This is a genomic window from Bartonella bacilliformis Ver097 (assembly GCF_000709795.1).
GTDB lineage: Bacteria > Pseudomonadota > Alphaproteobacteria > Rhizobiales > Rhizobiaceae > Bartonella > Bartonella bacilliformis_A.
Map to the genome: position 1 here is coordinate 1 of NZ_KL503804.1, position 24,052 is coordinate 24,052.

General features: G+C 38.8%; 26 protein-coding genes and 2 tRNA genes. 21 read left to right on the forward strand and 7 right to left on the reverse strand.

Annotated features, from left to right (window positions below; genetic code table 11):
* Positions 1-7 precede the first annotated feature (7 nt).
* Together H710_RS03725 and H710_RS03730 are read right to left on the reverse strand one after the other, a co-directional pair.
* Positions 8-1,927: a DUF1561 family protein gene (locus H710_RS03725; protein ID WP_041849483.1), complete on the reverse strand. Its 1,920-nt coding sequence runs from the start codon at positions 1,925-1,927 to the stop codon at positions 8-10.
* A gap of 715 nt (positions 1,928-2,642) precedes the next feature.
* A tRNA-Asn gene (locus tag H710_RS03730) sits at positions 2,643-2,717 on the reverse strand.
* 189 nt (positions 2,718-2,906) lie between these two features.
* On the opposite strand from H710_RS03730, the gene H710_RS03735 reads away from it, so the two are divergent.
* The 5 genes from H710_RS03735 to H710_RS03755 all read left to right on the forward strand — a co-directional run bounded on the left by H710_RS03735 (position 2,907) and on the right by H710_RS03755 (position 8,861).
* Positions 2,907-2,980: transfer RNA gene (locus H710_RS03735), tRNA-Cys, on the forward strand.
* Positions 2,981-3,209: 229 nt separating this feature from the next.
* A complete protein-coding gene (locus tag H710_RS03740; protein ID WP_041849484.1) occupies positions 3,210-3,884 on the forward strand; it encodes a protein-L-isoaspartate O-methyltransferase family protein in 675 nt (224 codons plus the stop codon).
* 85 nt (positions 3,885-3,969) lie between these two features.
* A complete protein-coding gene (locus tag H710_RS03745; protein ID WP_244875589.1) occupies positions 3,970-5,223 on the forward strand; it encodes a TolC family outer membrane protein in 1,254 nt (417 codons plus the stop codon).
* Positions 5,224-5,405: 182 nt separating this feature from the next.
* Positions 5,406-5,969, forward strand: coding sequence for a DUF2497 domain-containing protein (locus H710_RS03750; RefSeq protein WP_041849486.1), 564 nt, complete (start codon positions 5,406-5,408; stop codon positions 5,967-5,969).
* Between the two features lie 165 nt (positions 5,970-6,134).
* Complete coding sequence (locus H710_RS03755) at positions 6,135-8,861, forward strand: valine--tRNA ligase (protein ID WP_041849487.1); 2,727 nt, start codon at positions 6,135-6,137, stop codon at positions 8,859-8,861.
* 554 nt (positions 8,862-9,415) lie between these two features.
* Here the strand turns inward: H710_RS03755 and H710_RS03760 are convergent.
* From H710_RS03760 to xth, 5 genes are all read right to left on the reverse strand, one after another.
* Entirely contained in the window at positions 9,416-10,162 is a 747-nt protein-coding gene (locus tag H710_RS03760; protein ID WP_041849488.1) for an amino acid ABC transporter ATP-binding protein, read from the reverse strand.
* 11 nt (positions 10,163-10,173) lie between these two features.
* A complete protein-coding gene (locus H710_RS03765) occupies positions 10,174-10,890 on the reverse strand; it encodes an amino acid ABC transporter permease (protein WP_041849489.1) in 717 nt (238 codons plus the stop codon).
* A gap of 1 nt (position 10,891) precedes the next feature.
* Positions 10,892-11,644: an amino acid ABC transporter permease gene (locus H710_RS03770; RefSeq protein ID WP_041849490.1), complete on the reverse strand. Its 753-nt coding sequence runs from the start codon at positions 11,642-11,644 to the stop codon at positions 10,892-10,894.
* A 145-nt stretch (positions 11,645-11,789) separates the two neighbouring features.
* Entirely contained in the window at positions 11,790-12,698 is a 909-nt protein-coding gene (locus H710_RS03775; protein ID WP_041849516.1) for a transporter substrate-binding domain-containing protein, read from the reverse strand.
* 116 nt (positions 12,699-12,814) lie between these two features.
* Entirely contained in the window at positions 12,815-13,606 is a 792-nt protein-coding gene (xth, locus tag H710_RS03780) for an exodeoxyribonuclease III (RefSeq protein WP_041849517.1), read from the reverse strand.
* Positions 13,607-14,087: 481 nt separating this feature from the next.
* On the opposite strand from xth, the gene rpsL reads away from it, so the two are divergent.
* The 16 genes from rpsL to rplN all read left to right on the forward strand — a co-directional run bounded on the left by rpsL (position 14,088) and on the right by rplN (position 24,049).
* On the forward strand, positions 14,088-14,459 hold the full coding sequence (rpsL, locus tag H710_RS03785) for a 30S ribosomal protein S12 (protein ID WP_005766884.1): 372 nt from the start codon (positions 14,088-14,090) through the stop codon (positions 14,457-14,459).
* A gap of 33 nt (positions 14,460-14,492) precedes the next feature.
* Positions 14,493-14,963 carry a 30S ribosomal protein S7 gene (gene rpsG, locus H710_RS03790; protein WP_041849518.1) on the forward strand — a complete coding sequence of 157 codons (471 nt, stop codon included), beginning with the start codon at positions 14,493-14,495 and terminating at the stop codon, positions 14,961-14,963.
* A 29-nt stretch (positions 14,964-14,992) separates the two neighbouring features.
* Positions 14,993-17,077, forward strand: coding sequence for an elongation factor G (gene fusA / locus H710_RS03795; RefSeq protein ID WP_041849519.1), 2,085 nt, complete (start codon positions 14,993-14,995; stop codon positions 17,075-17,077).
* A gap of 63 nt (positions 17,078-17,140) precedes the next feature.
* Positions 17,141-18,316: an elongation factor Tu gene (gene tuf, locus H710_RS03800; protein WP_041849419.1), complete on the forward strand. Its 1,176-nt coding sequence runs from the start codon at positions 17,141-17,143 to the stop codon at positions 18,314-18,316.
* 68 nt (positions 18,317-18,384) lie between these two features.
* Positions 18,385-18,693, forward strand: a complete 309-nt coding sequence (gene rpsJ / locus H710_RS03805) for a 30S ribosomal protein S10 (protein WP_015398171.1) — start codon at positions 18,385-18,387, stop codon at positions 18,691-18,693.
* 27 nt (positions 18,694-18,720) lie between these two features.
* Positions 18,721-19,461: a 50S ribosomal protein L3 gene (rplC, locus tag H710_RS03810; RefSeq protein WP_041849520.1), complete on the forward strand. Its 741-nt coding sequence runs from the start codon at positions 18,721-18,723 to the stop codon at positions 19,459-19,461.
* A complete protein-coding gene (gene rplD / locus H710_RS03815) occupies positions 19,461-20,081 on the forward strand; it encodes a 50S ribosomal protein L4 (RefSeq protein WP_041849521.1) in 621 nt (206 codons plus the stop codon). The genes rplC and rplD overlap by 1 nt, the downstream gene beginning before the upstream one ends.
* Positions 20,078-20,371, forward strand: a complete 294-nt coding sequence (locus H710_RS03820; RefSeq protein WP_041849522.1) for a 50S ribosomal protein L23 — start codon at positions 20,078-20,080, stop codon at positions 20,369-20,371. Before rplD ends, H710_RS03820 begins: the two co-directional genes overlap by 4 nt.
* Positions 20,372-20,385: 14 nt before the next feature.
* Positions 20,386-21,219 carry a 50S ribosomal protein L2 gene (rplB, locus tag H710_RS03825; protein WP_041849523.1) on the forward strand — a complete coding sequence of 278 codons (834 nt, stop codon included), beginning with the start codon at positions 20,386-20,388 and terminating at the stop codon, positions 21,217-21,219.
* Between the two features lie 15 nt (positions 21,220-21,234).
* Positions 21,235-21,513 (forward strand): 30S ribosomal protein S19, encoded by a 279-nt coding sequence (gene rpsS / locus H710_RS03830; RefSeq protein ID WP_011180910.1) that lies wholly within the window; start codon positions 21,235-21,237, stop codon positions 21,511-21,513.
* A gap of 2 nt (positions 21,514-21,515) precedes the next feature.
* The gene (rplV, locus tag H710_RS03835; protein WP_041849524.1) at positions 21,516-21,905 is read left to right on the forward strand and encodes a 50S ribosomal protein L22; all 390 of its coding nucleotides are present in this window, start codon (positions 21,516-21,518) and stop codon (positions 21,903-21,905) included.
* A complete protein-coding gene (gene rpsC, locus H710_RS03840) occupies positions 21,905-22,615 on the forward strand; it encodes a 30S ribosomal protein S3 (RefSeq protein ID WP_041849525.1) in 711 nt (236 codons plus the stop codon). Before rplV ends, rpsC begins: the two co-directional genes overlap by 1 nt.
* 36 nt (positions 22,616-22,651) lie before the next feature.
* On the forward strand, positions 22,652-23,065 hold the full coding sequence (rplP, locus tag H710_RS03845; protein ID WP_041849526.1) for a 50S ribosomal protein L16: 414 nt from the start codon (positions 22,652-22,654) through the stop codon (positions 23,063-23,065).
* A gap of 20 nt (positions 23,066-23,085) precedes the next feature.
* On the forward strand, positions 23,086-23,286 hold the full coding sequence (gene rpmC, locus H710_RS03850) for a 50S ribosomal protein L29 (RefSeq protein WP_041849527.1): 201 nt from the start codon (positions 23,086-23,088) through the stop codon (positions 23,284-23,286).
* Between the two features lie 11 nt (positions 23,287-23,297).
* A complete protein-coding gene (gene rpsQ / locus H710_RS03855; protein WP_041849528.1) occupies positions 23,298-23,540 on the forward strand; it encodes a 30S ribosomal protein S17 in 243 nt (80 codons plus the stop codon).
* Positions 23,541-23,680: 140 nt separating this feature from the next.
* Complete coding sequence (rplN, locus tag H710_RS03860) at positions 23,681-24,049, forward strand: 50S ribosomal protein L14 (protein WP_041849529.1); 369 nt, start codon at positions 23,681-23,683, stop codon at positions 24,047-24,049.
* Positions 24,050-24,052 lie beyond the last annotated feature (3 nt).

Genomic DNA, 24,052 nt, shown 5'->3' on the forward strand with positions numbered 1-24,052 from the left:
TTAATTTTTATTGAATCGCACATCTGCCACTGCCACACTGATTAAGCAAAGAAGCTCTTGGTAATTGTCTATTGCCTCTTCTATGATCTCCTTCTCCGGTGCAATCTCTTTGAGAGACATAAAGACTTAAAGGAATTTCATCAAGTTGGGCCATTTGATAGGTTATGAGTGAATGAAGTATTTGAGTTCTCCCAACTGAAAGATAATGTATTAATGCGTCTATATTTGTTGTTGGGGTAAGAACATGTCTGAATTGGTCCAAAGTCAAAATGTGTATGTTTGTAGGGATAAGTACTAAGCCTTGGTTTGTCCTTAAAATAGGTTGGGCATGACCAATAACGTTTGTACCATCTCTATTTGACCTGACAATTGAAACATACCAAGCTGTTCCAGGAGGAGCAGTTAACAGGCCTTGAAGTCTACTTCTCATTTCTTCCTCTGTTCTTGCCATAGTTGAAGGTCTCCAATTATATTGAGGTAATAGCATCAATGCTGTTGCGCGCGTTACTCTACTTGTTCGCGTATAAGTATTCTCTCCTGTGTGAAAAGGTAGATTAACGTAAGACATTGTGGATTCAAGTCTTGTTGCAAGTTCAGGAAATCTAGTACGAAATGAGATAAATGGATCCACTCCTTCATGTGTATCAAAGAAATAACCTCCACTATGACGAGGTCTACCTATATTATCTTCCTGCAATTCAGCGAGCATTTGCAGAGTATGCAGCATACAGGGGCCACAAAAGGCAATATGTTCTTGACCTGCAAAAGTAGAACTTCTAGCTATGTTATATAGTCTTCGTATCCATTCATTGGTGAGAGTAAAATCAGGAGGTAAAGACCGCTTACTTCGTGTCTTTGAAGTAAAAGTCTGTACAATATTTTCCTTTTTTCCCGGAGCTGGGCAATAAGCTAGTGTATCCCCTAAATTTCCATTGACATAGCGACTCCAACGATCAAAATCATAAGCAAAAAGAAATTCAGATTTAGGAGAATTTTGAGTATCTGCTTTCAAGTAATCAGGTTTAACTGTGTAAGGAAAACCCCAACTAGTACCATATTGCGTAACTCGTAAAAAATTACCTTGATGATCTAGAAGTGGCCCTTCGCGTCCGTATAATTGAGAAATATCCCAGTAACCAATGTCTTTGGTTTCAGAAACAGTATCATCACAAAACTTCCATCTTACCCAATTCCAATTATCTGAAGTAGATTGTTGGGAAGCCATACAAGATAATGCTCCTGTGGAAGGAAAATATCTGAAAATATGGCCATTGTCTGGGTTATAATAGAGATCAAAAAGATTTGATTTAGATCCATCGTCCGTAATATAATAAGTAGAGAAGCTCGGGCCACTGATGAATTTCCATCCCACGAAAGTTTTGATATTAATATTGACTGGAGCAGCAATAATCTTTGCCCATGAATCCATCATGCTTAAGGTATGATTGTAGTAATCACCTGAGTTTTTTGAAATAAAAGTGTACCATTTATAGTCTTTAACACGAAATTTTTTATCAGCTGTATAAAATGCATTTCCTTCAATGATCCAGCGTTGATTTTCATCGTTGATAACACAGGGTCTTAAGAGGAGATAATCCCAGTTAGCATTGGAATTTCCGTTAATTCCTGTAACGGAGCTAGGAGCAGTCATGCATAGCCAAATGCCCTTTACATTCCAAGCTATTCTTTGAAAGAGATCATATCGAGCGAATTTAACGCTAGGAGAAGAGCAATTATCAATGTAAACGTAACTTTCACCATTCACAAATGCTGGGGCATAGCAATATTCCCCTCCAGTGTGGACCTTAACGTGAATAGCCTTGTCATGAGGCGTATCCGGGTTCTTTTGCTCTGGCACAGGAGCTGCAGAAGAGGTATGAATATTCAGTAATAGGCTAAAGAAAAATAAAAACAGTTTCATTTTCATTTTTTTGTTTCCTTTAAAACATCCCTCCCACTATGATGTTGGTAAGTTAATTAGAAAGTTTATACTTTAGACCTTCCTCAAGAACAGTTTATAGTGTACTCATCAGATTTTTATGGTGATTTATATTGTTTGCTTTCATGATAAACATACTTAAATATCAATAGATTATCTACAGAGCACTGATTATGTAATGGTTAACACATTTTCTTATGTTAGTAATCCTATTTCCACTAAGAGTTACAATTAGGATTAAAGAACTACCTAGTGCGTCAAACATGTTAAACCTTAGCTGATTTATATAATTGGATATGCCTTGTTCTCGAAATTAATAAAAATATATTTTATAAAATTTGATTAATAAAGATATCTAAAGTTGAAAATTTTGTTCAAGTTAATTGAAGGGGAATATTGATTAAGGTTAGAAGAAAAAGCGGAGAAAAACTTGTGTAAAAGTATAGTAAATCTCTACTATGAGGTAAACTGATGTCTTGCTTAACGCAGTGGAATAAAGCTTGTTAATTTTTTATTTTGAGTGTTTTTAAAATAACACACAATATTATCTGCATATATTTGAAGAAATTATTTTAGAAAATTATAAAAACAAAAAGGAAACCTGTGAGAAAAGCTGAAAATTCTATTCTGTCATCTTGCTATGTTGTTTCTTATTCTTAAAATAGATAAACTAAAGCGAAATGTTACATAAAAATAAAAAAAATGGCTCCCCGGGCCGGATTCGAACCAGCGACCAACCGGTTAACAGCCGGTTGCTCTACCGCTGAGCTACCGAGGAAGAATATCCAGTCTTTAATTAATGAACAAGGCTATAGCAAAGCAGTATTGATTTGCAAAGAAAAAAATTTCTTTTTTTTAAAAAATATCAGAAATTCCATAGAAAGAGGAAAAAAGGTTGAAGAAGTTGTCTGTCACTTGACGAATATGTTCTCTTCCCTTATTGACAATTTTCACATTATATTGATGAGGCCTTGTGGCGGAATGGTTACGCAGAGGACTGCAAATCCTTGTATCCCGGTTCGATTCCGGGCGAGGCCTCCAATTTATTTTGATCTATTTAATTAGTGCTCTAAAATAAATGGTTTTCTTTTCCTTTTTAATTAAGAACGATTTTCTATGAATATAGACTTGACCGGAATTTTGTTGCAATTGGAGTCTTATATTGACTGGAGCATGCTTTTTTGTCACATTCAAAAGTAAGAGATAATTTGTGTCCTAGCTATTCCACTTTGTTGTGGTGTTTGTCGTAGGTGGGAGAGAAGAGCTAGTTATGGTTGCAGATTTTACAGAGCTTCGCCGTAAAATGGTTGATAATCAGATTCGTACTGTGGATGTAACGAATTTGTCGGTTCTTGAGGCATTTTTAACGGTGCCACGTGAAGATTTTGTACCAGAGGATGTTAAAGATTTAAGTTACCTTGATACTGATATTCTTATTTTTCCACTACAAGGCGATATCCCTGCGAGTTATTTGATGAGGCCTGCATCTTTAGCAAAGCTGTTACAGCTTGCAGCCGTAAAACCATCGGATAGTATATTAGATATTGGCGCAAATAGTGGTTATTGTGCAGCCTTGTTTTCAAAGCTTGCTAAATCTGTTATTGCGTTGGAAAGTAATAAGACTCTTTCAAAACAAGCTGCTGAGCTTTTAGAACGTTATCAGTGTGATAATGTGGTTGTTGTGCATGGATTATTGGAGAAGGGGTATGCTGTTAAGGGACCCTATGATTTAATTTTTATTGAAGGTGCTGTTGATTTTATTCCTGATGGTATCTTTGATCAAATGAAAGAAGGAGGGCGCCTTCTTGTGGTTGAAGGACATGGTAATGCTGGTGTTGCGCAAATCTATATAAAGGAAGAAGGGAGCATTTCAGCTCGTCGTGGTTTTAACCTTTCTGTAAAGCCGCTTTCCGAATTTTTAAGAATACCTGATTTTGTGTTTTAGTATTTGCAGCACCCATGAATAGAAAATAGATGATTAATTTGGGGTTTATATCGTGTTTAAAATAAGCAAGAAATTTCAGGTATGTTTGTTACTTACATTGGGAACTTTTGTTTCAGGATCAGCTTACGCTGATACATTAGAAAATGCTTTAGCTAAAGCTTGTATATATAATGCTAAATTAAACTACGAGCGCGCAGCTATGCGTATAGCAAATGATGATATAACAATTGCACGTGCTGGTTTTTTACCGCAAATTGATGGGATTGGGACCTATAATCGAAATAATGCTACAGGTTCTTATAAAAATTCTGGATCCATGGAACTAAGAATAAATCAAAGATTGTTTGATTTTATTACACAAAATATGTTTTTATCAGCTCAAGTTAAAATGCAAGCACAGCGTGAATCTTTTCGTAATGCTGAACAAAATTTGTTTCTAGATGTTATAAAAGCGTATGCTAACGTATATCAAACACGTCGTATTGCTGAGCTTCGTCAAGAAAATTTAGCGGCTCTTGAAGAGTTAGTTCGTTCAAATAAAGCAAAGCTTGATATAGGGGAGGTGGCCCAAGTTGATTTTGCTCAGGCACAAGCAGCGCGCTCTTTCGCTGTCTCTGAGTATAGTCTTGCGCGTTCTGAAGCAAAATCAGCGGAAGCAATTTATCAGCAAGTTGTGGGAGATTATCCCGCAAAGTTGGAGTCTCCTTCAGGGGCAAAAGAATTACCGGAGAGTCTTGATATTGGTTATCAAATTGCTGTTGTTACGCATCCAGCAATTCTTTACGCAAAATATTTGGTTGATGCTAGTTCATACAATGTAAAAGCAAAAGAGGGAGCAATGTTTCCTAAGCTTGATCTTTCTGCATCGGCGTCCTACAATCGAATTTATGGTATTCCTGAGGGAGATGGTGTTTCTCAATCAATAGGGCTTTCATTAAGCGTTCCGATTTTTGAAGGTGGGCGCACTTCTGCACAGGTTCGCCAATCGAAAGAACAATTTGAGCAGGCTCGTCTTCAGTTTGATTTGGCTCAAAATGATGTAAAGCAGGCACTCGCTTCTGCGTGGTTTCAATTGGAGGGCACGCGCGCATCTGTTGTAGCTTATAGCGAGAGTGTACGTGCTGCAGAAATTGCTCTTAAAGGTCGTATGCAAGAAAACCGTTTAGGGCAGGCAACAACGTTGGATGTTTTAAGGTCCCGCACTGAGTTGATTAATGCTCAGATTTCACTAGTAACTGCAGAACGAAATGCTATTATTGCGAGTTATACTGTTCAATCTGCTATTGGTAAACTAACGGCAAGTCATTTAGGATTGAAGGCTACTCAAGATATTCACTAAAAACATAAGAAAGATGCGTTTTTTGTGTTTAAGTAATTTTGGAATGTTATTTTCTGTTACTAAAGTGAAGAAAAGTTGTGTGTGTTATTATATTCAGTATGAAGAGATGTGTTAATCGTGTAATTATTTTGTTAAACTGATAGAATGGTTTTTGTTTTTGCATTTTTGAGAGGTGTTTAGGTATGGTACAAAGTTCGAGTGCATTGCGTGAGCCAAGTATGGATGAAATTTTAACATCTATTCGTGAAATAATCGAAGAAAATGCAATTCAGGCTGATCAGGTTTCAAATAAAGTCGTTATGACTAATTCTTCTTCTGAAAAGAACTCAACAGTACCGCTAGAAAGCCTTGATGAATCAGCTTTATCTGTTGATGATGCAATAAAAGCTTTAGCGGATCGTATTGGTATTCCCTCTGATGATGAAGATTTATCTTTTGTGCATATGAAAAACAATGCGGAAGTAGAAAATAATACAGTTGGTTTGGATATGCAAAAGATGAAATTTTTCTCTGAAGAACAGATGTCTGTTCATAAAACAGGACAAGCTGATACCCATGTATCTCAGCAAGGGAACACGATTTCTGATTGTGTAGGATCGTCTGCATGTTTTGTTTCTTCTGCGGAGAAGATTGCAGAAGATATATTACGTCCAGCTATAGCAGAATGGTTGCAGCGTGAATTGCCTGTTGTTCTTGAGAAAATTTTGCGTGAAGAGATCGTTAAAACAATTAAAAAATTACCTTAAATTCTAGGCAGTCATTATTTTTAGCGGTCGGGTATTTTATTTACCATAAAAAGCGATTTTTCAGTTTTGCAAGCTGTTTTAAGTAAGTAGCTTATAGACCATGTGATTAGGTATTCAATCATAAGTTGTGTTTTTGGGGAACGCTGGTAACAAGTGGGTAGAAAAATGCTAGAAAAAACCTATGACGCTGCTGCCGTAGAGCCACGTATTGCGAAGCAGTGGGAAACACGTGGTGCTTTTAAAGCAGGAGCAGGTTCAAAACCGTGCACAGAAGCTTTCTGTGTTATGCTTCCGCCACCAAATGTAACTGGTTCATTGCATATGGGGCATGCATTAAATGCAACAATTCAAGATATTATGGTGCGTTTTCAGCGGATGCATGGTAAAAATGTGCTATGGCAGCCTGGCATGGATCATGCAGGGATTGCAACGCAAATGGTGGTTGAACGTCAACTTGCAGAGCGTCAGGAACCAACTCGCCAAGAAATGGGGCGAGAAAAATTTATTGAGCGTGTTTGGAAATGGCGCCATGAAGCTGGTGGCATCATTTCTAGTCAACTGCGGCGTCTTGGTGTTTCATGTGATTGGTCGCGTGAGCGCTTTACAATGGATGAAGGTTTATCAGAGGCTGTTCGTGAGGTTTTTGTTAGGCTTTATAAGCAGGGGTTAATATATAAGGACAAGCGTCTAGTTAATTGGGATCCAAAATTATTAACAGCTATCTCGGATCTTGAAGTTGAGTCAAAAGAAATTCAAGGTCATTTATGGCATTTTAGGTATCCGCTTGAAGGTAAAATTTTTGATCAAGATGATCCTACAACTTTTATAATAATTGCGACAACACGTCCTGAAACAATGCTTGGTGATACAGGAATTGCAGTTAATCCTAGAGATCATCGCTATAAAGATCTCATAGGTAAAAATGCTATTTTACCATTTGTGGGGCGTAAGTTATTGATTGTTGGTGATGATTATGCTGACCCTGAAGAAGGAAGCGGTGCTGTAAAAATCACGCCGGCACATGATTTTAATGATTTTGAAATTGGGCAAAAGAATAATTTGCCTTTGATCAATATTTTTACGCAGAGAGCTAAAATATTTTTGCGTGATAATGAAGCATTCTTTGATGGTTTGGTTGTATCGGATCAATTAAAAGCGTTGGTAAAGGATCTAGATCAATCTGATCGTTTTGTTGCGCGGGATCGAATTGTTTCTCTTATGGAAGAAGGGGGATATTTAGTAACAGTTGATGATCATTTGCATACTGTTCCTCATGGTGATCGAAGTGGGGTTCCCATTGAACCGCTTTTAACAGATCAATGGTATGTCAATGCTGAAAAATTAGCAAAGCCAGCGATAGAGGTTGTTCATCAGGGAAAGGTGCAATTTGTTCCGGATAATTGGAAAAAAACCTATTTTAATTGGATGGAAAATATTCAACCGTGGTGTATCTCTCGCCAATTGTGGTGGGGACATCAGATTCCTGCTTGGTATGGTCCTGATGGTAAGGTTTTTGTTGAAAAAAATGAAAAAGAGGCGTTAGCTTCAGCTTTATCTTATTATAGCAAAGAAGTTAAACTAATTCGTGATAAGGATGTTTTGGATACTTGGTTCTCATCAGCTCTTTGGCCTTTTTCGACTTTAGGTTGGCCTCATAAAACTACTGAATTAACGACATTTTATCCAACATCTTTATCGGTTACCGGATTTGATATTATTTTTTTCTGGGTTGCTCGTATGATGATGATGGGTATTCACTTTATGGGTGAGGCACCTTTTCCAATCGTTTATGTTCACGCTCTTGTACGGGATTCACATGGCGCGAAAATGTCCAAGTCTAAAGGAAACATTGTTGATCCATTAGAGCTCATTGATCAATATAGTGCAGATGCGTTGCGTTTTACCTTAGCGATTATGGCAGCACAAGGTCGTGATGTAAAACTTGATCCTTCTCGTATTGCAGGTTACCGCAATTTTGCTACAAAATTGTGGAATGCGGCTCGGTTTGCAGAAATTAATAACGTTAAGCATGATTTAGCGTTTAAGCCAGAACAAACAAAACTTGCATTTAACCGTTGGATTTTAACAGAATTATCTAAGACGGTTTCGATAGTGACTTCTAATATTGAAAATTATAAATTTAATGAAGCTGCTAGCGCACTTTACCGATTTATTTGGAATGCATTATGTGATTGGTATCTTGAATTTCTTAAACCTATATTTCAGGGAGGAGATGAAGATTCTAAGAAAGAAGCACAAGCATGTACTGCTTGGGTACTAGATGAGGTTTATAAGCTTCTCCATCCTTTTATGCCCTATATAACAGAGGAGTTGTGGTCGCTTACAGCAATGCCAGGTACAAAGCGTGAAGAGATGTTGGCATTGACACAGTGGCCACAGATAATATTTGCAGATGAAGAAGCTGCAGCTGATGTTAATTGGCTTATTGATATTATTAGTGGTATTCGTTCTATTCGCTCTGAGATGAATATTCCAGCAGCTGCACTTGCACCTCTTGTTATCATCACGGAAGGTGGAGAAGAAATACAGGAACGTGTACAACGTTATGAGGCTATTCTTAAGAGGTTAGCACGTGTTGGGACAATTTGTTTTTCTAACAAAATTCCAGAAAGATCAGCCCAAATGATTTTAGGAAAGGAAACTTTTTATTTATTGTTGGGGCAGTTGATTGATTTAGATTCTGAACGTACACGCTTGATGAAAGATATTAGTAAAATCGAACAAGATATTGAAAAAATATCAATTAAATTAAACAATCCAAAATTTATAGAAAATGCAAAACTAGAAATTGTTGAAAGTGAACGTAAAAGAATCCTAGAATTGTACGCTGCAAGAGAGAAGGCTTCTGTTGCTTTAGAGCGGCTGGCTTAGTTATTTTCTGGTTCATTATTATATTATTATAATAAATTTGGGATTTTTAATGCTTTATTTTATCGTGGGAAAACATTTCAAATGTGTATGCAAAAATTCATGATTAGCATGTGACAGTAAGATGAAATCAGGTGATTTTGATAAAAAATAATGGATGCCACAAGTGGACAATGGCTGTGAAGGTTTTTCTAAAAAAATATTTTAAAGATAGGGGATGAAAAAAATTTGTAGCAGGTAATGCAGTGATATTCGCCTGCAACCAAGAAAGGAAATTTTCTTGCTCAGACTATACCTGGAAATATGGTACTGCAAAAAAGAAAAGTAGCTCGTTGTTCAGCACTATTAATTGCAATTTACAATAAAGTCAGTACAGGAGCTAAAAATTAGCGTCATTTTATGAAAAGGTAAATTTTTGTTATTTAAAATAGAATGCGTGGCAGAATTGTTAGATAGCTGATTATAGAAAGCAGCTTGTTAGTTATGATTTGGGCGTAGAAATTTAGCCTTTTATTATATGGTCTGTAATAGAGATAGCCCAAACACAGCATCACAATTTAATGACTGAGGATTTTTGATAAAAACTCTTGCGCACGTGGAGTTCTATTCTGTGGATTAGAGAAAAATTCTTCAGATGAACAATCTTCGAGAATTGCCCCTTGATCCATAAAAATTATGCGCTTCGATACTTTTTGTGCAAAACTCATTTCATGAGTTACACAAATCATTGTCATGCCTTCTTCTGCTAAGCTCGTCATGACGTCTAATACTTCACTTACCATTTCAGGATCTAAAGCAGAAGTTGGCTCATCAAAAAGCATAACAAGTGGATCCATAGTTAAAGCACGAGCAATAGCAACACGCTGTTGTTGACCTCCAGAGAGTTGACCAGGGTATTTATCTTTATGTTCAATAAGCCCAACACGTTCAAGGTATAATAAGCCACGTTCAAGGGCTTCTTTTTTGCTACGCTTTAAAACCTTAATTTGTGCAATTGTTAAATTTTCTGTGACAGATAAATGTGGAAAAAGCTCAAAATGTTGAAACACCATCCCTACATGACTACGTAGTTTAGGTAAATTTGTTTCTTTTGAGTGAACTGGTGTTCCATTAATCCAGATTTCACCTTTTTGAAAAGGCACCAGAGCGTTAATAGTTTTAATAAAGGTTGATTTACCTGATCCCGATGGTCCGCAAACAACAACAACCTCTCCCTTATCGATATTGGTGGTGCAGTTTTTAAGAATATTAACTTCGCCGTACCAATTGGAAACATTTTTAATTTGGATCATATGAGTAGACATTTTTTTTCCTGTTAGCGAATAATGGATATTTTTTTCTGTAGATACAAAACTATCTGCGATAATGTAAAGCAAATGCCGAAGTAAAAAACGGCTGCTAAAATATAGGCTTCTGGTTTCACACCAAAATTGTTAGAAACAAGATCAAAGCCATTCAAGAGACTATTACCACTGATTGCATAGACAAGAGTTGTATCCTGAAAAAGGATGATAACCTGTGTTAAAAAGACTGGCAGCATGTTTCTAAAAGCTTGGGGAAGAATCACAATGTACATATTTTGCCAATATGTCATTCCAAGTGCTTGTCCTGCTTGTTTTTGCCCTTGCGAAATTGAGTGTATGCCGGCGCGCATAATTTCTGCAAAATAAGCAGCTTCAAATGCAGTAAAGGTAATGATTGCTGAATTGTTGGCACCGATTGATGTGCCGATCAAGAAAGGTAAAAGCACAAAAAACCATAAAATAACCATAACAAGAGGTATTGAACGCATGGCAGTTATGTAAATTGTAGCAAACCAGAAGAGAGGTTTAATAGAAGAAAGTCGCATCATTGCCAATAATACGCCGAAGATAAGTCCAAATACTGTTGCTACAAATGTTAAAAAAACACTAAAAAGAAGACCTGAAAGAATATAAGAATGGAATATCTCAAAAGTAAAAAATGAAAAATCGAAACTTGAAAACTCAAAAGGAAAATAAGACCAAAAATCAGAGCTCATGAAATCTATCATATCAACGCTCCTGTGTCTTTAAATTAGGAATTTTAAGCATTTTCTCCATTATTGCCATCATAACAAATATGAACAATGATATGATAATATAGAGAATTGTAACTAACATGTAATTTTCATAAACGTGACTTACTTCTTCAATCGTTTGATATTGAAATTGCATTAGTTCATGAATAGAAACGGCGAATGCTATAGATGAATTTTTTACTATACCCATTGCTTCTGAGGTAAGGGGTGGCAAGATAGTACGAATAGCACGGGGTATCATAATATAGCGATAACTTTGATAAGTAGTAAATCCCATTGCCATGGTTGCATAACGTTGTCCAGAAGGGATAGATTCAATTCCTGAGCGAACCTGTTCTGCGATACGTGCGGATGTAAAAAAACCTAAAGCACAGGTTATTAATATAATTGGTGAAAAATTCATTGCTGGTGGATAAATTTTAGGGACGACAAAATACCATAAAAATACTTGTACCAGCAAAGGAATGTTACGCATGATTTCTATCCAGATTCCGCCTATAGCGCGAAATGTGTTATTGATCACGGAAGTATTGGGCAGAGTCCGCACTGTTCCTATGATAACACCGATAAATACAGCTAATATTAATGAAGAAATAGATAATACAGCTGTATTTTTAAAGCCATCAAGCAGCGTATCTAAATAGGTCTGATTTATACCAGAGGTCCCAAGACATCCAGCTACTGGCATTTGAGTAAGATCATCTAAGCAAAGGAAAGAAAAGTCCATTAATCTATATTTCCTAAAGTTAGTCATCCCTTGAGTTAGGATGAAAAAATTAGTCATATTTTACATATGCTAAACGTGTTGAAAAATTAACGCAGAAACAACCACACTTATAATTTGAAAATAAGTGTGGTTGTTCTTTTAAATTTTATAGGCTGTTTTCTGTATAATCTTCTTTAGGTTTATTATTAGGCTTTTCCCAAGCATGTCTTGTTGATTCTGATAAAGGAAGACCTATAACAGTATTTGTAGGAGGGATTGGTTCCATAAACCATTTATTGTATAACTTTTCAAGTGAACCATCTTTGATTTGGCTTACGATACTATCGTTGATTGCCTGTTCAAAATTTTCATCCTCTAATCGGAGCATACAAGCAATAGGTTCAACTGAAAGTACAGAATCAAGAATCATGTAATCAGATGGATTTCTTGATTTAGAGATACTTCCAGCAAGAATTGAAGAGTCCATAATAAACGCGTCAGCACGACCGGATTCTAATAACAAAAAACTATCTGCATGATCCCTGCCGTTAATGACTCTGAAGTTAATGTTTTTTGCACGTCCATTTTGACGAATAAGCTGAACAGCTGTTGTTCCAGTGGTCGTAGCGATTGTTTTTCCATTTAAATCTTGGATAGATTTAATGCCAGAGTCTTTTTTAACAGCAATTCGAACTTCTTCAACATAAGTTGTATAAGCAAATGCTACAGATCTCCTACGGGCGATATCGTTTGTTGTAGAACCACACTCAAAATCATAAGTGCTATTTTGCAACAGAGGAATTCGATTTTGTGATGTGATAGGAAGATAACGAATTCTGATTGGTTTTCCAATTTTTTTTGAAATGTCATTAATAATGTTTTCTGCCATTTCTGTATGGAATCCTGTATATTTACCATTACCAAGTGCATAAGCTAAACCTGAAGATTCGCGAACACCTAAAGTGATTCTTCCTGTTTGTTTAATTCTCTCAAGTGTATCATTTTGAGCGTGCGCAACACTCACTATGAGCCCAATGATGGCTGTTGTAATCAATACTGATAGTGATTTCCTCATTACTTCCTCCGTTCATTTTATTTTTTTATTGTCTTTGATGACATTCTTCCGCACGCTATGTAGCATGTTTTTATTTGAGGTGGGATTTTTTTTACTTAATTCCCGTGAAACAAACATTACATTTGTAAGTTATAATCGAGTTCGATCCAAACAGGCGTATGATCTGAGGGGTTTTTATAGCCTCTTACCTCTGTTTGGCTGTAAGCGCAGATAAGCTGATCAATAGCTTCTGATGATAATAAGAAATGATCAATGCGAATGCCATTATTTTTAAACCATGCACCAGCTTGGAAATCCCAGAAACTGAAAGAGGGATCCTCTGTAACGCTGCGCAGAGCATCATAAAAACCTAAGTAAATGATGCGTTGAAATGCCTGTCTTGTTTGAAGAAGAAATAAAGCATCATGTTTCCATTCTTGAGGATTTTTTGCGTCTGATAAAGTTGGAATAACATTATAATCACCTGCTAAAATGAGAGGCTCTTCGTATGTAAGCAATGATTTTGCATGTGCATATAGTCTTGCCATCCATTCCATTTTATAAAGGTATTTTTCACTATTGATGGGGTTTCCATTTGGAAGATAAATAGAAGCAATACGGATAGCTCCTTTGTTTGTTGAGTAAACAGCTTCAATATAACGCGCTTGCTCATCATTATTATTGCCTGGTAAACCAGTGATAATTTTATAGGGTCTTTTTTTAGAAAGAATTGCGACGCCATTAAATTTTTTTTGGCCGTGTGTTTCTATGTGATAACCAAGGCTTTCAATTATATCGCGTGGAAAATTTTCATCAATCGTTTTAGTTTCTTGTAAGCAGACTATATCGGGTTGACTTCGCTGTAACCACTTACAAAGTGTTTCATGTCGTGCTTTTATTCCAGCAATATTCCATGTTGCAATTCTCATAATATTAGCTTTAAGCGTCATGTGTGCAATTAGCAAGTATTATGTAAAAGTAATACAATCACTCCCAACGTATTGTATCTGTTCTTCGTATACAGAATTATTGTAGCTGATAGTAGCTGCTTAAAAGCTAAATTTACATATGTTGCGATATCACCGTAATTTTTATTTTAATAAACTTTCTACTGTTTGGCACTTGACGAATGTATATGTTCTCGCTATTAGAAACCGTCATAACCGATGTGAGAGTCACTAATGTTTAAGCATTAATTTTAGATTCACTTCAGATGAGGTTTATGAAAGTTTAGAAAAAATGCTAGTGCAAGAGGCTTTTTCCTCCTCTGCCTGTGATCGGGTGAGCTGTTAATCAGTCCTACCCGATTTTTTGCATCAGTTAAGCTTTATTCCAGTTGTGCTGGGGTAAGTTGGACGTGAAGAGGCCCGAGCTGGGCGAAAAAATGAAGATTGTAAAGAGGAAGGTTATATGCCTACCGTAAACCAGTTAATTCGTAAACCGCGTGTAGTTCCGGTTAAGCGTAATAAGGTTCCTGCCCTTCAGGCGAATCCACAGAAACGTGGTGTTTGTACCCGTGTATATACGACAACACCGAAGAAGCCGAATTCTGCTCTTCGTAAAGTTGCTAAAGTTCGTTTAACAAATGGATTTGAGGTGATTGGTTATATTCCTGGTGAAGGGCATAACCTTCAGGAGCATTCTGTTGTGGTGATTCGTGGTGGTCGTGTGAAGGATTTGCCAGGGGTTCGTTATCACATCATTCGTGGTTTGCTTGATACGCAAGGTGTTAAAAATCGTAAACAGCGCCGTTCGAAGTATGGCGCAAAACGTCCGAAATAAATCTTGAGAGATAAAGCCTGAGAGATAGAATCAATGTCCCGTCGTCATAGAGCAGAAAAGCGTGAAATTAATCCGGATCCTAAATTTGGTGATTTGGTTATTACAAAATTTATGAATGCCATTATGTTTGATGGTAAAAAGTCTGTTGCTGAACGTATTGTTTACGGTGCACTTGATGTGGTAAAAGAGAAAGTGAAAACGGATCCAGTAGCTTTGTTTCATCAAGCGTTAGAAAATGTTGCTCCTCATATTGAGGTTCGTTCACGTCGTGTTGGTGGTGCTACTTATCAGGTTCCGGTAGATGTTCGTCCTGATCGTCGTCAGGCACTTGCTATTCGTTGGTTGATTACAGCAGCGCGTGGGCGCAATGAGACGGCAATGATTGATCGTCTTTCTGGTGAGCTAGTGGATGCGGCTAATAATCGTGGTACTGCAGTGAAGAAGCGTGAAGATGTCCACCGTATGGCTGAGGCTAATCGTGCATTTTCGCATTATCGTTGGTAGGTGTGTTTTAAAGATCTAAGGCAGATAGAATGGCTCGCGAATATAAAATCGAAGACTACCGTAATTTTGGTATTATGGCGCATATTGATGCTGGTAAGACCACCATGACTGAGCGCATTTTGTTCTATACAGGTAAAAATCATAAAATCGGCGAAACACATGATGGTGCTTCTACGATGGATTGGATGCAGCAAGAGCAGGAGCGTGGTATTACAATTACATCCGCTGCAACAACAACTTTTTGGAAAGGGCGTGATGGTCGAAAGCGGCGTTTTAATATTATTGATACGCCTGGACACGTTGATTTTACGATAGAGGTTGAACGTTCTTTGCGGGTTCTTGATGGTGCAATAGCGTTGTTGGATGCTAATGCTGGTGTAGAACCTCAGACGGAAACTGTTTGGCGGCAAGCTGAAAGGTATCATGTGCCGCGCATGGTTTTTGTTAATAAAATGGATAAGATTGGAGCTGATTTCTATCGTAGTGTAGAAATGGTTAATTCACGATTAGGTGCGAAGGCGCTTATTGTGCAGTTGCCAATTGGTTCTGAAAATGATTTTGAGGGCGTTATAGATCTTGTTGAGATGAAGGCTTTAACCTGGGATGGTTCCATTGGAGCATCAGCAACAGTATCTGAGATTCCATCTGAATTAAAAGAAAAAGCAGAAGAATATCGTGAAAAACTAATTGAGATGGCGGTTGAAGTTGATGAGGCTGCAACAGAGGCTTATTTAGAGGGGGTTATGCCAACCAATGAGCAGCTTGTGGCTCTTATTCGTAAGGGGACAATAGAAGTTCAATTTCATCCAGTTCTTTGTGGTACAGCTTTTAAAAATAAAGGGGTTCAGCCACTTTTAGATGCTGTTGTTTCTTATCTTCCTTCACCTGTTGATATTCCAGCTATTAGTGGTATTGATGTTAAGACTGAAGCTGAGACAGTGCGTGAATCTTCGGATGATGCTCCACTTTCTATGCTTGCTTTTAAAATTATGAATGATCCATTTGTTGGCTCGTTGACTTTTTGTCGCATTTACTCTGGTAAAGTTCAAAAAGGTATTTCTCTTGAAAATACTGTAAAGGGAAAAAGAGAGCGTTTGGGGCGTATGCTTCAAATGCATTCAAATTCTCGTGAGGATATTGAAGAAGCATTTGCAGGTGATATTGTTGCTCTTGCTGGGCTTAAGGAAACAACGACAGGTGATACTCTTTGTGATCCGTTGAAGCCTGTTATTTTAGAGCGAATGGAGTTTCCTGAGCCTGTTATAGAAATTGCAATTGAGCCTAAAACAAAAGCAGATCAAGAGAAAATGGGTATTGCACTTAATCGGTTGGCAGCAGAAGATCCTTCATTTCGTGTTAAATCAGATGAAGAATCTGGTCAGACAATCATTGCTGGAATGGGTGAGCTTCATCTTGATATTATTGTCGATCGTATGCGACGTGAGTTTAAAGTTGAAGCTAATGTAGGTCAGCCTCAAGTTGCTTATCGCGAATCGATTACGAAAGTTGCTGAAATTGACTATACTCACAAAAAGCAATCTGGTGGTTCTGGGCAGTTTGCTCGTGTGAAGATTGTTTTTGAGCCTCATGATGGTGATGATTTTATGTTTGAGTCAAAGATTGTTGGTGGTGCTGTTCCTAAAGAGTATATTCCAGGTGTTCAAAAGGGAATTGAAAGCGTTATGGGATCAGGCCCTCTTGCAGGCTTCCCTATGCTTGGTGTAAAAGCTACTCTTATTGATGGTGGCTATCATGATGTTGATTCTTCTGTTTTGGCTTTTGAAATTGCTGCACGTGCGGCATTTCGGGAAGGAGCAAAAAAAGCTGGTGCACAGCTTCTTGAGCCAATTATGAAAGTAGAGGTTGTAACGCCTGAAGATTATGTTGGTGATGTGATTGGTGATTTGAATTCTCGTCGAGGACAGATTTCTGGTACTGAAGCTCGTGGTATTGCTACAGTAGTGAATGCAATGGTTCCTTTGGCGAATATGTTTGGTTATGTAAATACGCTTCGCTCAATGAGCCAGGGGCGTGCTCAATATACAATGCAGTTTAGTCATTATGAACCTGTTCCTTCGGTTGTAGCTCAGGAGATTCAAAAGAAATACGCGTAATTTTTGGGTTGCGCATTAACTTTAAACTTAATTCTTGGTTGGGAAAAAATATGGAGAGCTCAAATGGCAAAGAGCAAATTTGAACGTACGAAGCCGCATGTTAATATTGGCACAATTGGTCATGTTGATCATGGTAAGACGTCGTTGACAGCAGCGATTACGAAGTATTTTGGTGAATTTAAGGCCTATGATCAAATTGATGCGGCCCCTGAAGAGCGGGCGCGTGGGATTACCATTTCTACTGCACATGTTGAATATGAAACAGATCAGCGTCACTATGCGCATGTTGATTGTCCTGGGCACGCAGATTATGTGAAGAATATGATCACAGGGGCAGCGCAAATGGATGGTGCTATTCTGGTGGTTTCTGCAGCAGATGGTCCGATGCCTCAAACTCGTGAGCATATTTTGTTGGCGCGTCAGGTTGGTGTTCCTGCGATTGTTGTTTTTTTGAATAAAGTTGATCAGGTTGATGATGCTGAGCTTTTGGAGCTTGTTGAGCTTGAGGTTCGAGAGCTTCTTTCAAAATATGATTTTCCAGGAGATGATATACCGATTGTTAAGGGGTCAGCATTAGCTGCTCTTGAGGATTCAGATAAAAGCATAGGAGAGGATGCTGTTCGTTTTTTGATGAGTGAGGTTGATAGATATATACCGACTCCTGAGCGTCCAATTGATCAACCATTTTTGATGCCGATTGAGGATGTATTTTCGATTTCAGGGCGTGGAACGGTTGTGACCGGTCGTGTTGAGCGTGGAGTTATTAAAGTTGGTGAAGAAATTGAGATTGTAGGGATACGTCCAACGTCTAAGACGACGGTTACTGGTGTTGAGATGTTTCGCAAGCTTTTAGATCAAGGTCAAGCGGGTGATAATATTGGTGCGTTGCTTCGTGGTATTGACCGTGAGGGAATTGAGCGTGGTCAGGTTTTGGCGAAACCTGGTTCAGTGACTCCGCATACCAGATTTAAAGCAGAAGCTTATATTTTGACGAAAGATGAAGGTGGACGTCATACGCCGTTTTTTACGAATTATCGTCCTCAATTTTATTTTCGTACGACAGACGTGACAGGGATTGTTACGCTTCCTGAGGGGACAGAAATGGTTATGCCTGGTGATAATGTTGCGATGGATGTATCTTTGATTGTTCCTATTGCCATGGAAGAGAAGCTTCGTTTTGCGATCCGTGAAGGGGGTCGTACTGTTGGGGCTGGTATCGTTTCTAAAATCATCGAGTAATTAAAATAATTGTTTAGGAGCGTCTTTGGTTTTTAAAAGGCGTTTCGCATAACAGGGAAATGAAGAGCATGAATGGTCAGAATATCCGCATTCGTTTAAAAGCGTTTGATCATCGGATTCTTGACGTGTCGACACGGGAAATTGTGTCGACCGCCAAACGTACTGGCGCCAATGTCCGTGGTCCTATTCCGCTTCCAACGCGGATTGAGAAATTTACGGTCAATCGTGGGCCACACATTGATAAGAAGAGCCGTGAGCAATTTGAGATGCGCACGCATAAGCGTCTTCTTGATATCGTTGATCCAACGCCGCAAACGGTAGATGCACTGATGAAGCTCGATCTTTCTGCTGGTGTAGATGTTGAAATCAAGCTCTGAGGTTTGAGAACAGAAGGAACAAACCCGATGCGTTCAGGTGTAATAGCACAGAAGTTGGGCATGACCAGTATTTATAATGACGCTGGTGAAAGAGTGCCCGTAACAGTACTTCGTTTAGAGAATTGTCAGGTTATTGCTCAGCGTACAGTTGAAAAGAATGGTTATACCGCTGTTCAATTAGGTGTGGGGCTTGCAAAATTTGAAAAAACCTCGAAAGCTCTTCGTGGGCATTTTGCTAAGGCTTTAGTTGAACCTAAGGTTAAAATAGTAGAATTTCGTGTTAGTCCTGATAATCTTCTCGATATCGGTACTGAGATTACGGTAGAACATTTTGTTCCTGGACAAAGAGTCGATGTAACAGGAACAAGTATAGGTAAAGGTTTTGCCGGTGTTATGAAACGGCATAATTTTGGTGGGCATCGTGCTTCACACGGTAACTCAATTACACATCGTGCTCATGGTTCGACAGGTCAGTGTCAGGATCCAGGTAAGGTGTTTAAAGGTAAAAAAATGGCTGGCCATATGGGGCAGGTACGTGTAACAACACAAAATATTGAAGTTGTTTCTACAGATATTGATCGCGGTTTAATTTTGGTGCGTGGTGCTGTTTCTGGTTCTAAAGGGACTTGGATTTTAGTTCGAGATGCCATAAAAAAGCGTCTTCCTGATAATGCTCCAAGACCTGCTGGTATTCGAAGTCCTGCCAATGTAAAAGTGGAACCGACGACTCCAGTAGCAGAAGCCTCTGTAGCTGAGGGAGTCAAATAATGGATCTTATAATTAAAACTCTTGACGGTAAAGAAGCTGGTGAGCTAAGTGTTTCTGAGCATGTTTTTGGTCTTGTTCCGCGAGAAGATATTTTGCAGCGTGTTGTTCGTTGGCAGCTTGCGCGTCGTCAACAGGGAACGCATAAGGTGCAGGGGCGTTCTGATATATCCCGAACTGGGGCAAAAATGTATAAACAAAAAGGAACAGGGCGTGCTCGGCATTCATCTGCTCGTGCTCCACAGTTTCGAGGTGGTGGTAAGGCGCATGGTTCAGTAATACGTAGTTATGCTCATAGTCTTCCTAAAAAAAGTCGTGCACTTGGGTTACGTTTAGCTCTGTCAGCAAAGTTTAAGGCAAATGACTTAATTATAGTTGATAAGTTTAATCTCCAAGATCCTAAAACAAAGGTACTTGCTACGAATTTTTTTAAACTTGGTTTCAGTAATGCTCTGTTGATTGGTGGCAAAGAGATTGATGTAAATTTCTTTCGCGCAGCGTCTAATATTCCTAATATTGATGTTTTGCCTATTCAAGGAATTAATGTTTATGATATTCTACGTCGCAGCAAGCTTGTTTTATCAAAAGAAGCTGTTGAAGCCCTTGAGGAGCGTTTCAAATGACGAATCTTTGCCATTATGATGTAATTGTCAGTCCAGTTATCAGTGAAAAGTCAACTATGATTTCTGAATATGATCAAGTTGTCTTTAATGTTGCATTAAAAGCGACAAAACCACAGATTAAGGCTGCTATTGAAGCGCTTTTTGGTGTTAAAGTCAAAGCGGTTAATACGATAACTCGTAAAGGTAAAATGAAGCGTTTTAAAGGCATTGTTGGTCGGCAAAATAATATAAAAAAGGCGATTGTGACGCTAGTTAAAGGTCAATTAATCGATCTTTCTACAGGTCTTTAGGGAGACTCGGAAATATGGCACTTAAGCATTTTAATCCAACTACGTCCGGGCAACGACAACTTGTAATTGTTGATCGCTCTGGTCTCTATAAGGGTAAACCTGTAAAGAGATTGACAGAGGGTTTATTGTCAAAAGGTGGGCGTAATAATTCTGGTAAAATTACTGCTCGTTTTCAGGGAGGAAGACATAAGCGTAGTTATCGATTTGTTGATTTTAAGCGTCTCAAACGTGATGTATCTGCGAAAGTTGAACGTTTGGAATATGATCCAAATCGTACAGCGTTCATTGCATTAATTCGTTATGAAGATGGGCAATTAAATTATATTCTTGCGCCGCAACGTCTTGATGTTGGTGATACTGTTATTGCTGGTTTGAGTGTTGATGTTAAGCCTGGTAATGCAATGCCTCTTGGTAATATGCCAGTGGGTGCAATAGTTCACAATGTTGAAATGAAGCCTGGAAAAGGTGGTCAGATTGCGCGCTCAGCAGGAGCTTATGCACAATTAGTTGGACGGGATCAGGGAATGGCTATTCTTCGGCTTAATTCTGGAGAACAGCGTTTAGTTTCTAGTAATTGTTTCGCGACTGTTGGTGCAGTTTCAAATCCTGATCATGGAAATATTAATGATGGCAAGGCTGGTCGATCACGTTGGCGTGGAAAGTGCCCACATGTTCGTGGTGTTGCTATGAATCCGGTTGATCATCCACATGGTGGTGGTGAGGGTCGTACATCGGGTGGTCGTCATCCAGTGTCTCTTTGGGGTAAGCCTACGAAAGGTAAGCGTACGCGCTCCAATAAGACCACTGATAAGTTTATTATGCGTTCACGTCATCAGCGCAAAAAATAAGAGAGGTAGTCTAAAGTGGTTCGCTCAGTTTGGAAAGGTCCGTTTGTCGATGGCTATCTTCTTGGAAAAGCAGAGAAGGTCCGTGCAAGTGGGCGTAATGAAGTTATTAAAATTTGGAGTCGTCGTTCTACGATTTTGCCGCAATTTGTTGGTTTGACTTTTGGTGTCCACAACGGCAATAAGCATATTCCTGTTTCTGTTTCTGAAGAAATGGTTGGGCATAAATTTGGTGAGTTTGCTCCCACTCGGACCTATTATGGACATGGTGCAGATAAAAAAGCGAAAAGGAAGTAATAATGGGTAAAGCTAAGGTTCTGCGTCAGCTTAGAGATAATGAAGCGAAAGCTGTTACTCGGATGATTCGTGTTAGTCCGCAAAAGCTCAATTTGGTTGCTGCGATGATTCGTGGTAAGAAAGTTGATGTAGCATTAGCTGATTTAATGTTTTCGCGTAAGCGTATTGCACAAACAGTCAAAAAAACTCTTGAGTCAGCAATTGCAAATGCAGAAAATAACCATGATCTCGATATTGATTCGTTGATTGTTTCAGAAGCACATGTTGGTAAATCGATTGTGATGAAGCGTTTTCATGTTCGTGGTCGTGGGCGTGCTAGTCGAATTGAATGTCCATTCTCGCATTTTACTATTATTGTTCGTGAAGTTACTGAAAAAGGGGAGGCTGCATAATGGGTCAAAAAATTAATCCAATAGGGCTTCGTCTTGGAGTTAATCAGACTTGGAATTCACGCTGGTATGCTGATAGTGGTGAGTATGGGCGTCTCTTGCATGAGGATTTGAAAATTCGTTCATATGTAATGAAGGAATTGAAACAGGCAGCTATTTCTAAGGTTATTATTGAACGTCCTCATAAAAAATGTCGTGTAACTATTCATTCTGCGCGTCCTGGTCTTATTATTGGTAAAAAGGGTGCTGATATTGAGAAGCTTCGTCGCCAGCTTTCAGAAATGATAAATGCTGAAACTTCGCTTAATATCATTGAGATCCGTAAGCCAGAAGTTGATGCGACAATCATTGCGCAATCAATTGCTCAGCAGCTTGAACGTCGCGTTGCTTTTCGGCGTGCTATGAAGCGTGCTGTTCAATCGGCTATGCGTCTTGGAGCTGAAGGAATTCGTATTAACTGTTCTGGTCGTCTTGGTGGTGCTGAAATTGCTCGTATGGAATGGTACCGTGAGGGTCGTGTGCCGCTTCATACTTTGCGTGCTGATGTTGATTACGGTACAGAAGAGGCTAAGACTGCTTATGGTATTTGTGGTGTTAAAGTTTGGGTCTTTAAGGGTGAAATCCTTGAACATGATCCAATGGCTTCAGAGCGTCGTGCTACAGGGAATGATCATTCAGGTTCTTCATCGAACCGCCGCCGTGAAAGTATTTAATTTTTGTGGTTGAAAAAGGATTTGGAGTAAAGAACAATGTTGCAGCCAAAGCGCACAAAGTTCCGTAAGCAATTCAAGGGTCGTATTCACGGTGCTTCGAAGGGTGGTACGGATTTGAATTTCGGTTCTTACGGCCTGAAGGCTGTCGAGCCAGAGCGTGTTACTGCGCGTCAAATTGAATCAGCTCGTCGTGCAATTACACGTTATATGAAGCGTTCCGGTCGTGTATGGATACGTATTTTCCCAGACCTTCCCGTTACATCTAAACCAACTGAAGTTCGTATGGGGAAAGGTAAGGGAAGTGTTGACTATTGGGCAGCACGTGTTGCACCTGGGCGTATTATGTTTGAGCTTGATGGTGTTCCTGAAGATGTTGCGCGTGAAGCTCTTAGATTGGGTGCCGCAAAGCTATCTATTAAGACTCGTTTCATTCAGCGTATTGCTGAGTAAAGAAGTAAGGAGGTTAAGCGATGAAAGCCAAAGAATTACGAGCACAAACGCTCGATCAAATGAAGGATGGATTGGCCAACTTAAAGAAAGAGCAGTTTAATCTGCGATTTCAAAAGGCGACAGGGCAATTAGAAAAAACTGCACGTGTTAAGCAAGTTCGCCGTAACATTGCACGTATTAAAACTTTTTTTCGTCAAAAGATGAATGAAAGCAGAGCTTAAGGAAATAAGAGATGCCTAAACGCATTTTGCAAGGCGTTGTCGTTAGCGACAAAAGTGATAAGACTGTTATTGTTAAAGTGGAGCGTCGTTATTCTCATCCGCTCTTTCAGAAAACAGTTCGGCAGTCTAAGAAGTACAAGGCGCATGACGAGAACAATCAGTTCAAAATTGGAGATCAGGTTTCTATTCAGGAATCTAGGCCAATTTCGAAAGATAAGCGTTGGATTGTTGTTAAAGACAGTGTAGCGTGTTAAGTAAGCTAATTGGTTTAAAATTTATCATTGATTTTTTTCTATTGGTAAATTTTTCTAGCAATAGCTACGTCGTCATTTGGTAGGCAAATCTGGGTGTGTTAACAGCACCGGATATGGATATTAAGAAAAGGTGGCCAGTCATGATTCAGATGCAAACAAACCTCGACGTTGCAGATAATTCTGGTGCTCGTCGTGTCATGTGCATCAAGGTGCTAGGCGGTTCAAAGCGGAAATATGCTTCGGTTGGCGACATTATTGTCGTTTCGGTCAAGAATGTTATTCCTCGTGGCCGCGTAAAAAAAGGTGACGTGATGAAGGCTGTAGTGGTTCGTACCGCTAAAGATATTCGTCGCGCAGATGGTAGTGTGATTCATTTTGATAGGAATGCTGCTGTTCTAGTTGATAACAAAAAAGAGCCGATCGGTACACGTATCTTTGGACCAGTTCCTCGCGAACTTCGCGTTAAAAACCATATGAAGATCGTTTCGCTCGCTCCTGAAGTGTTATAAGGG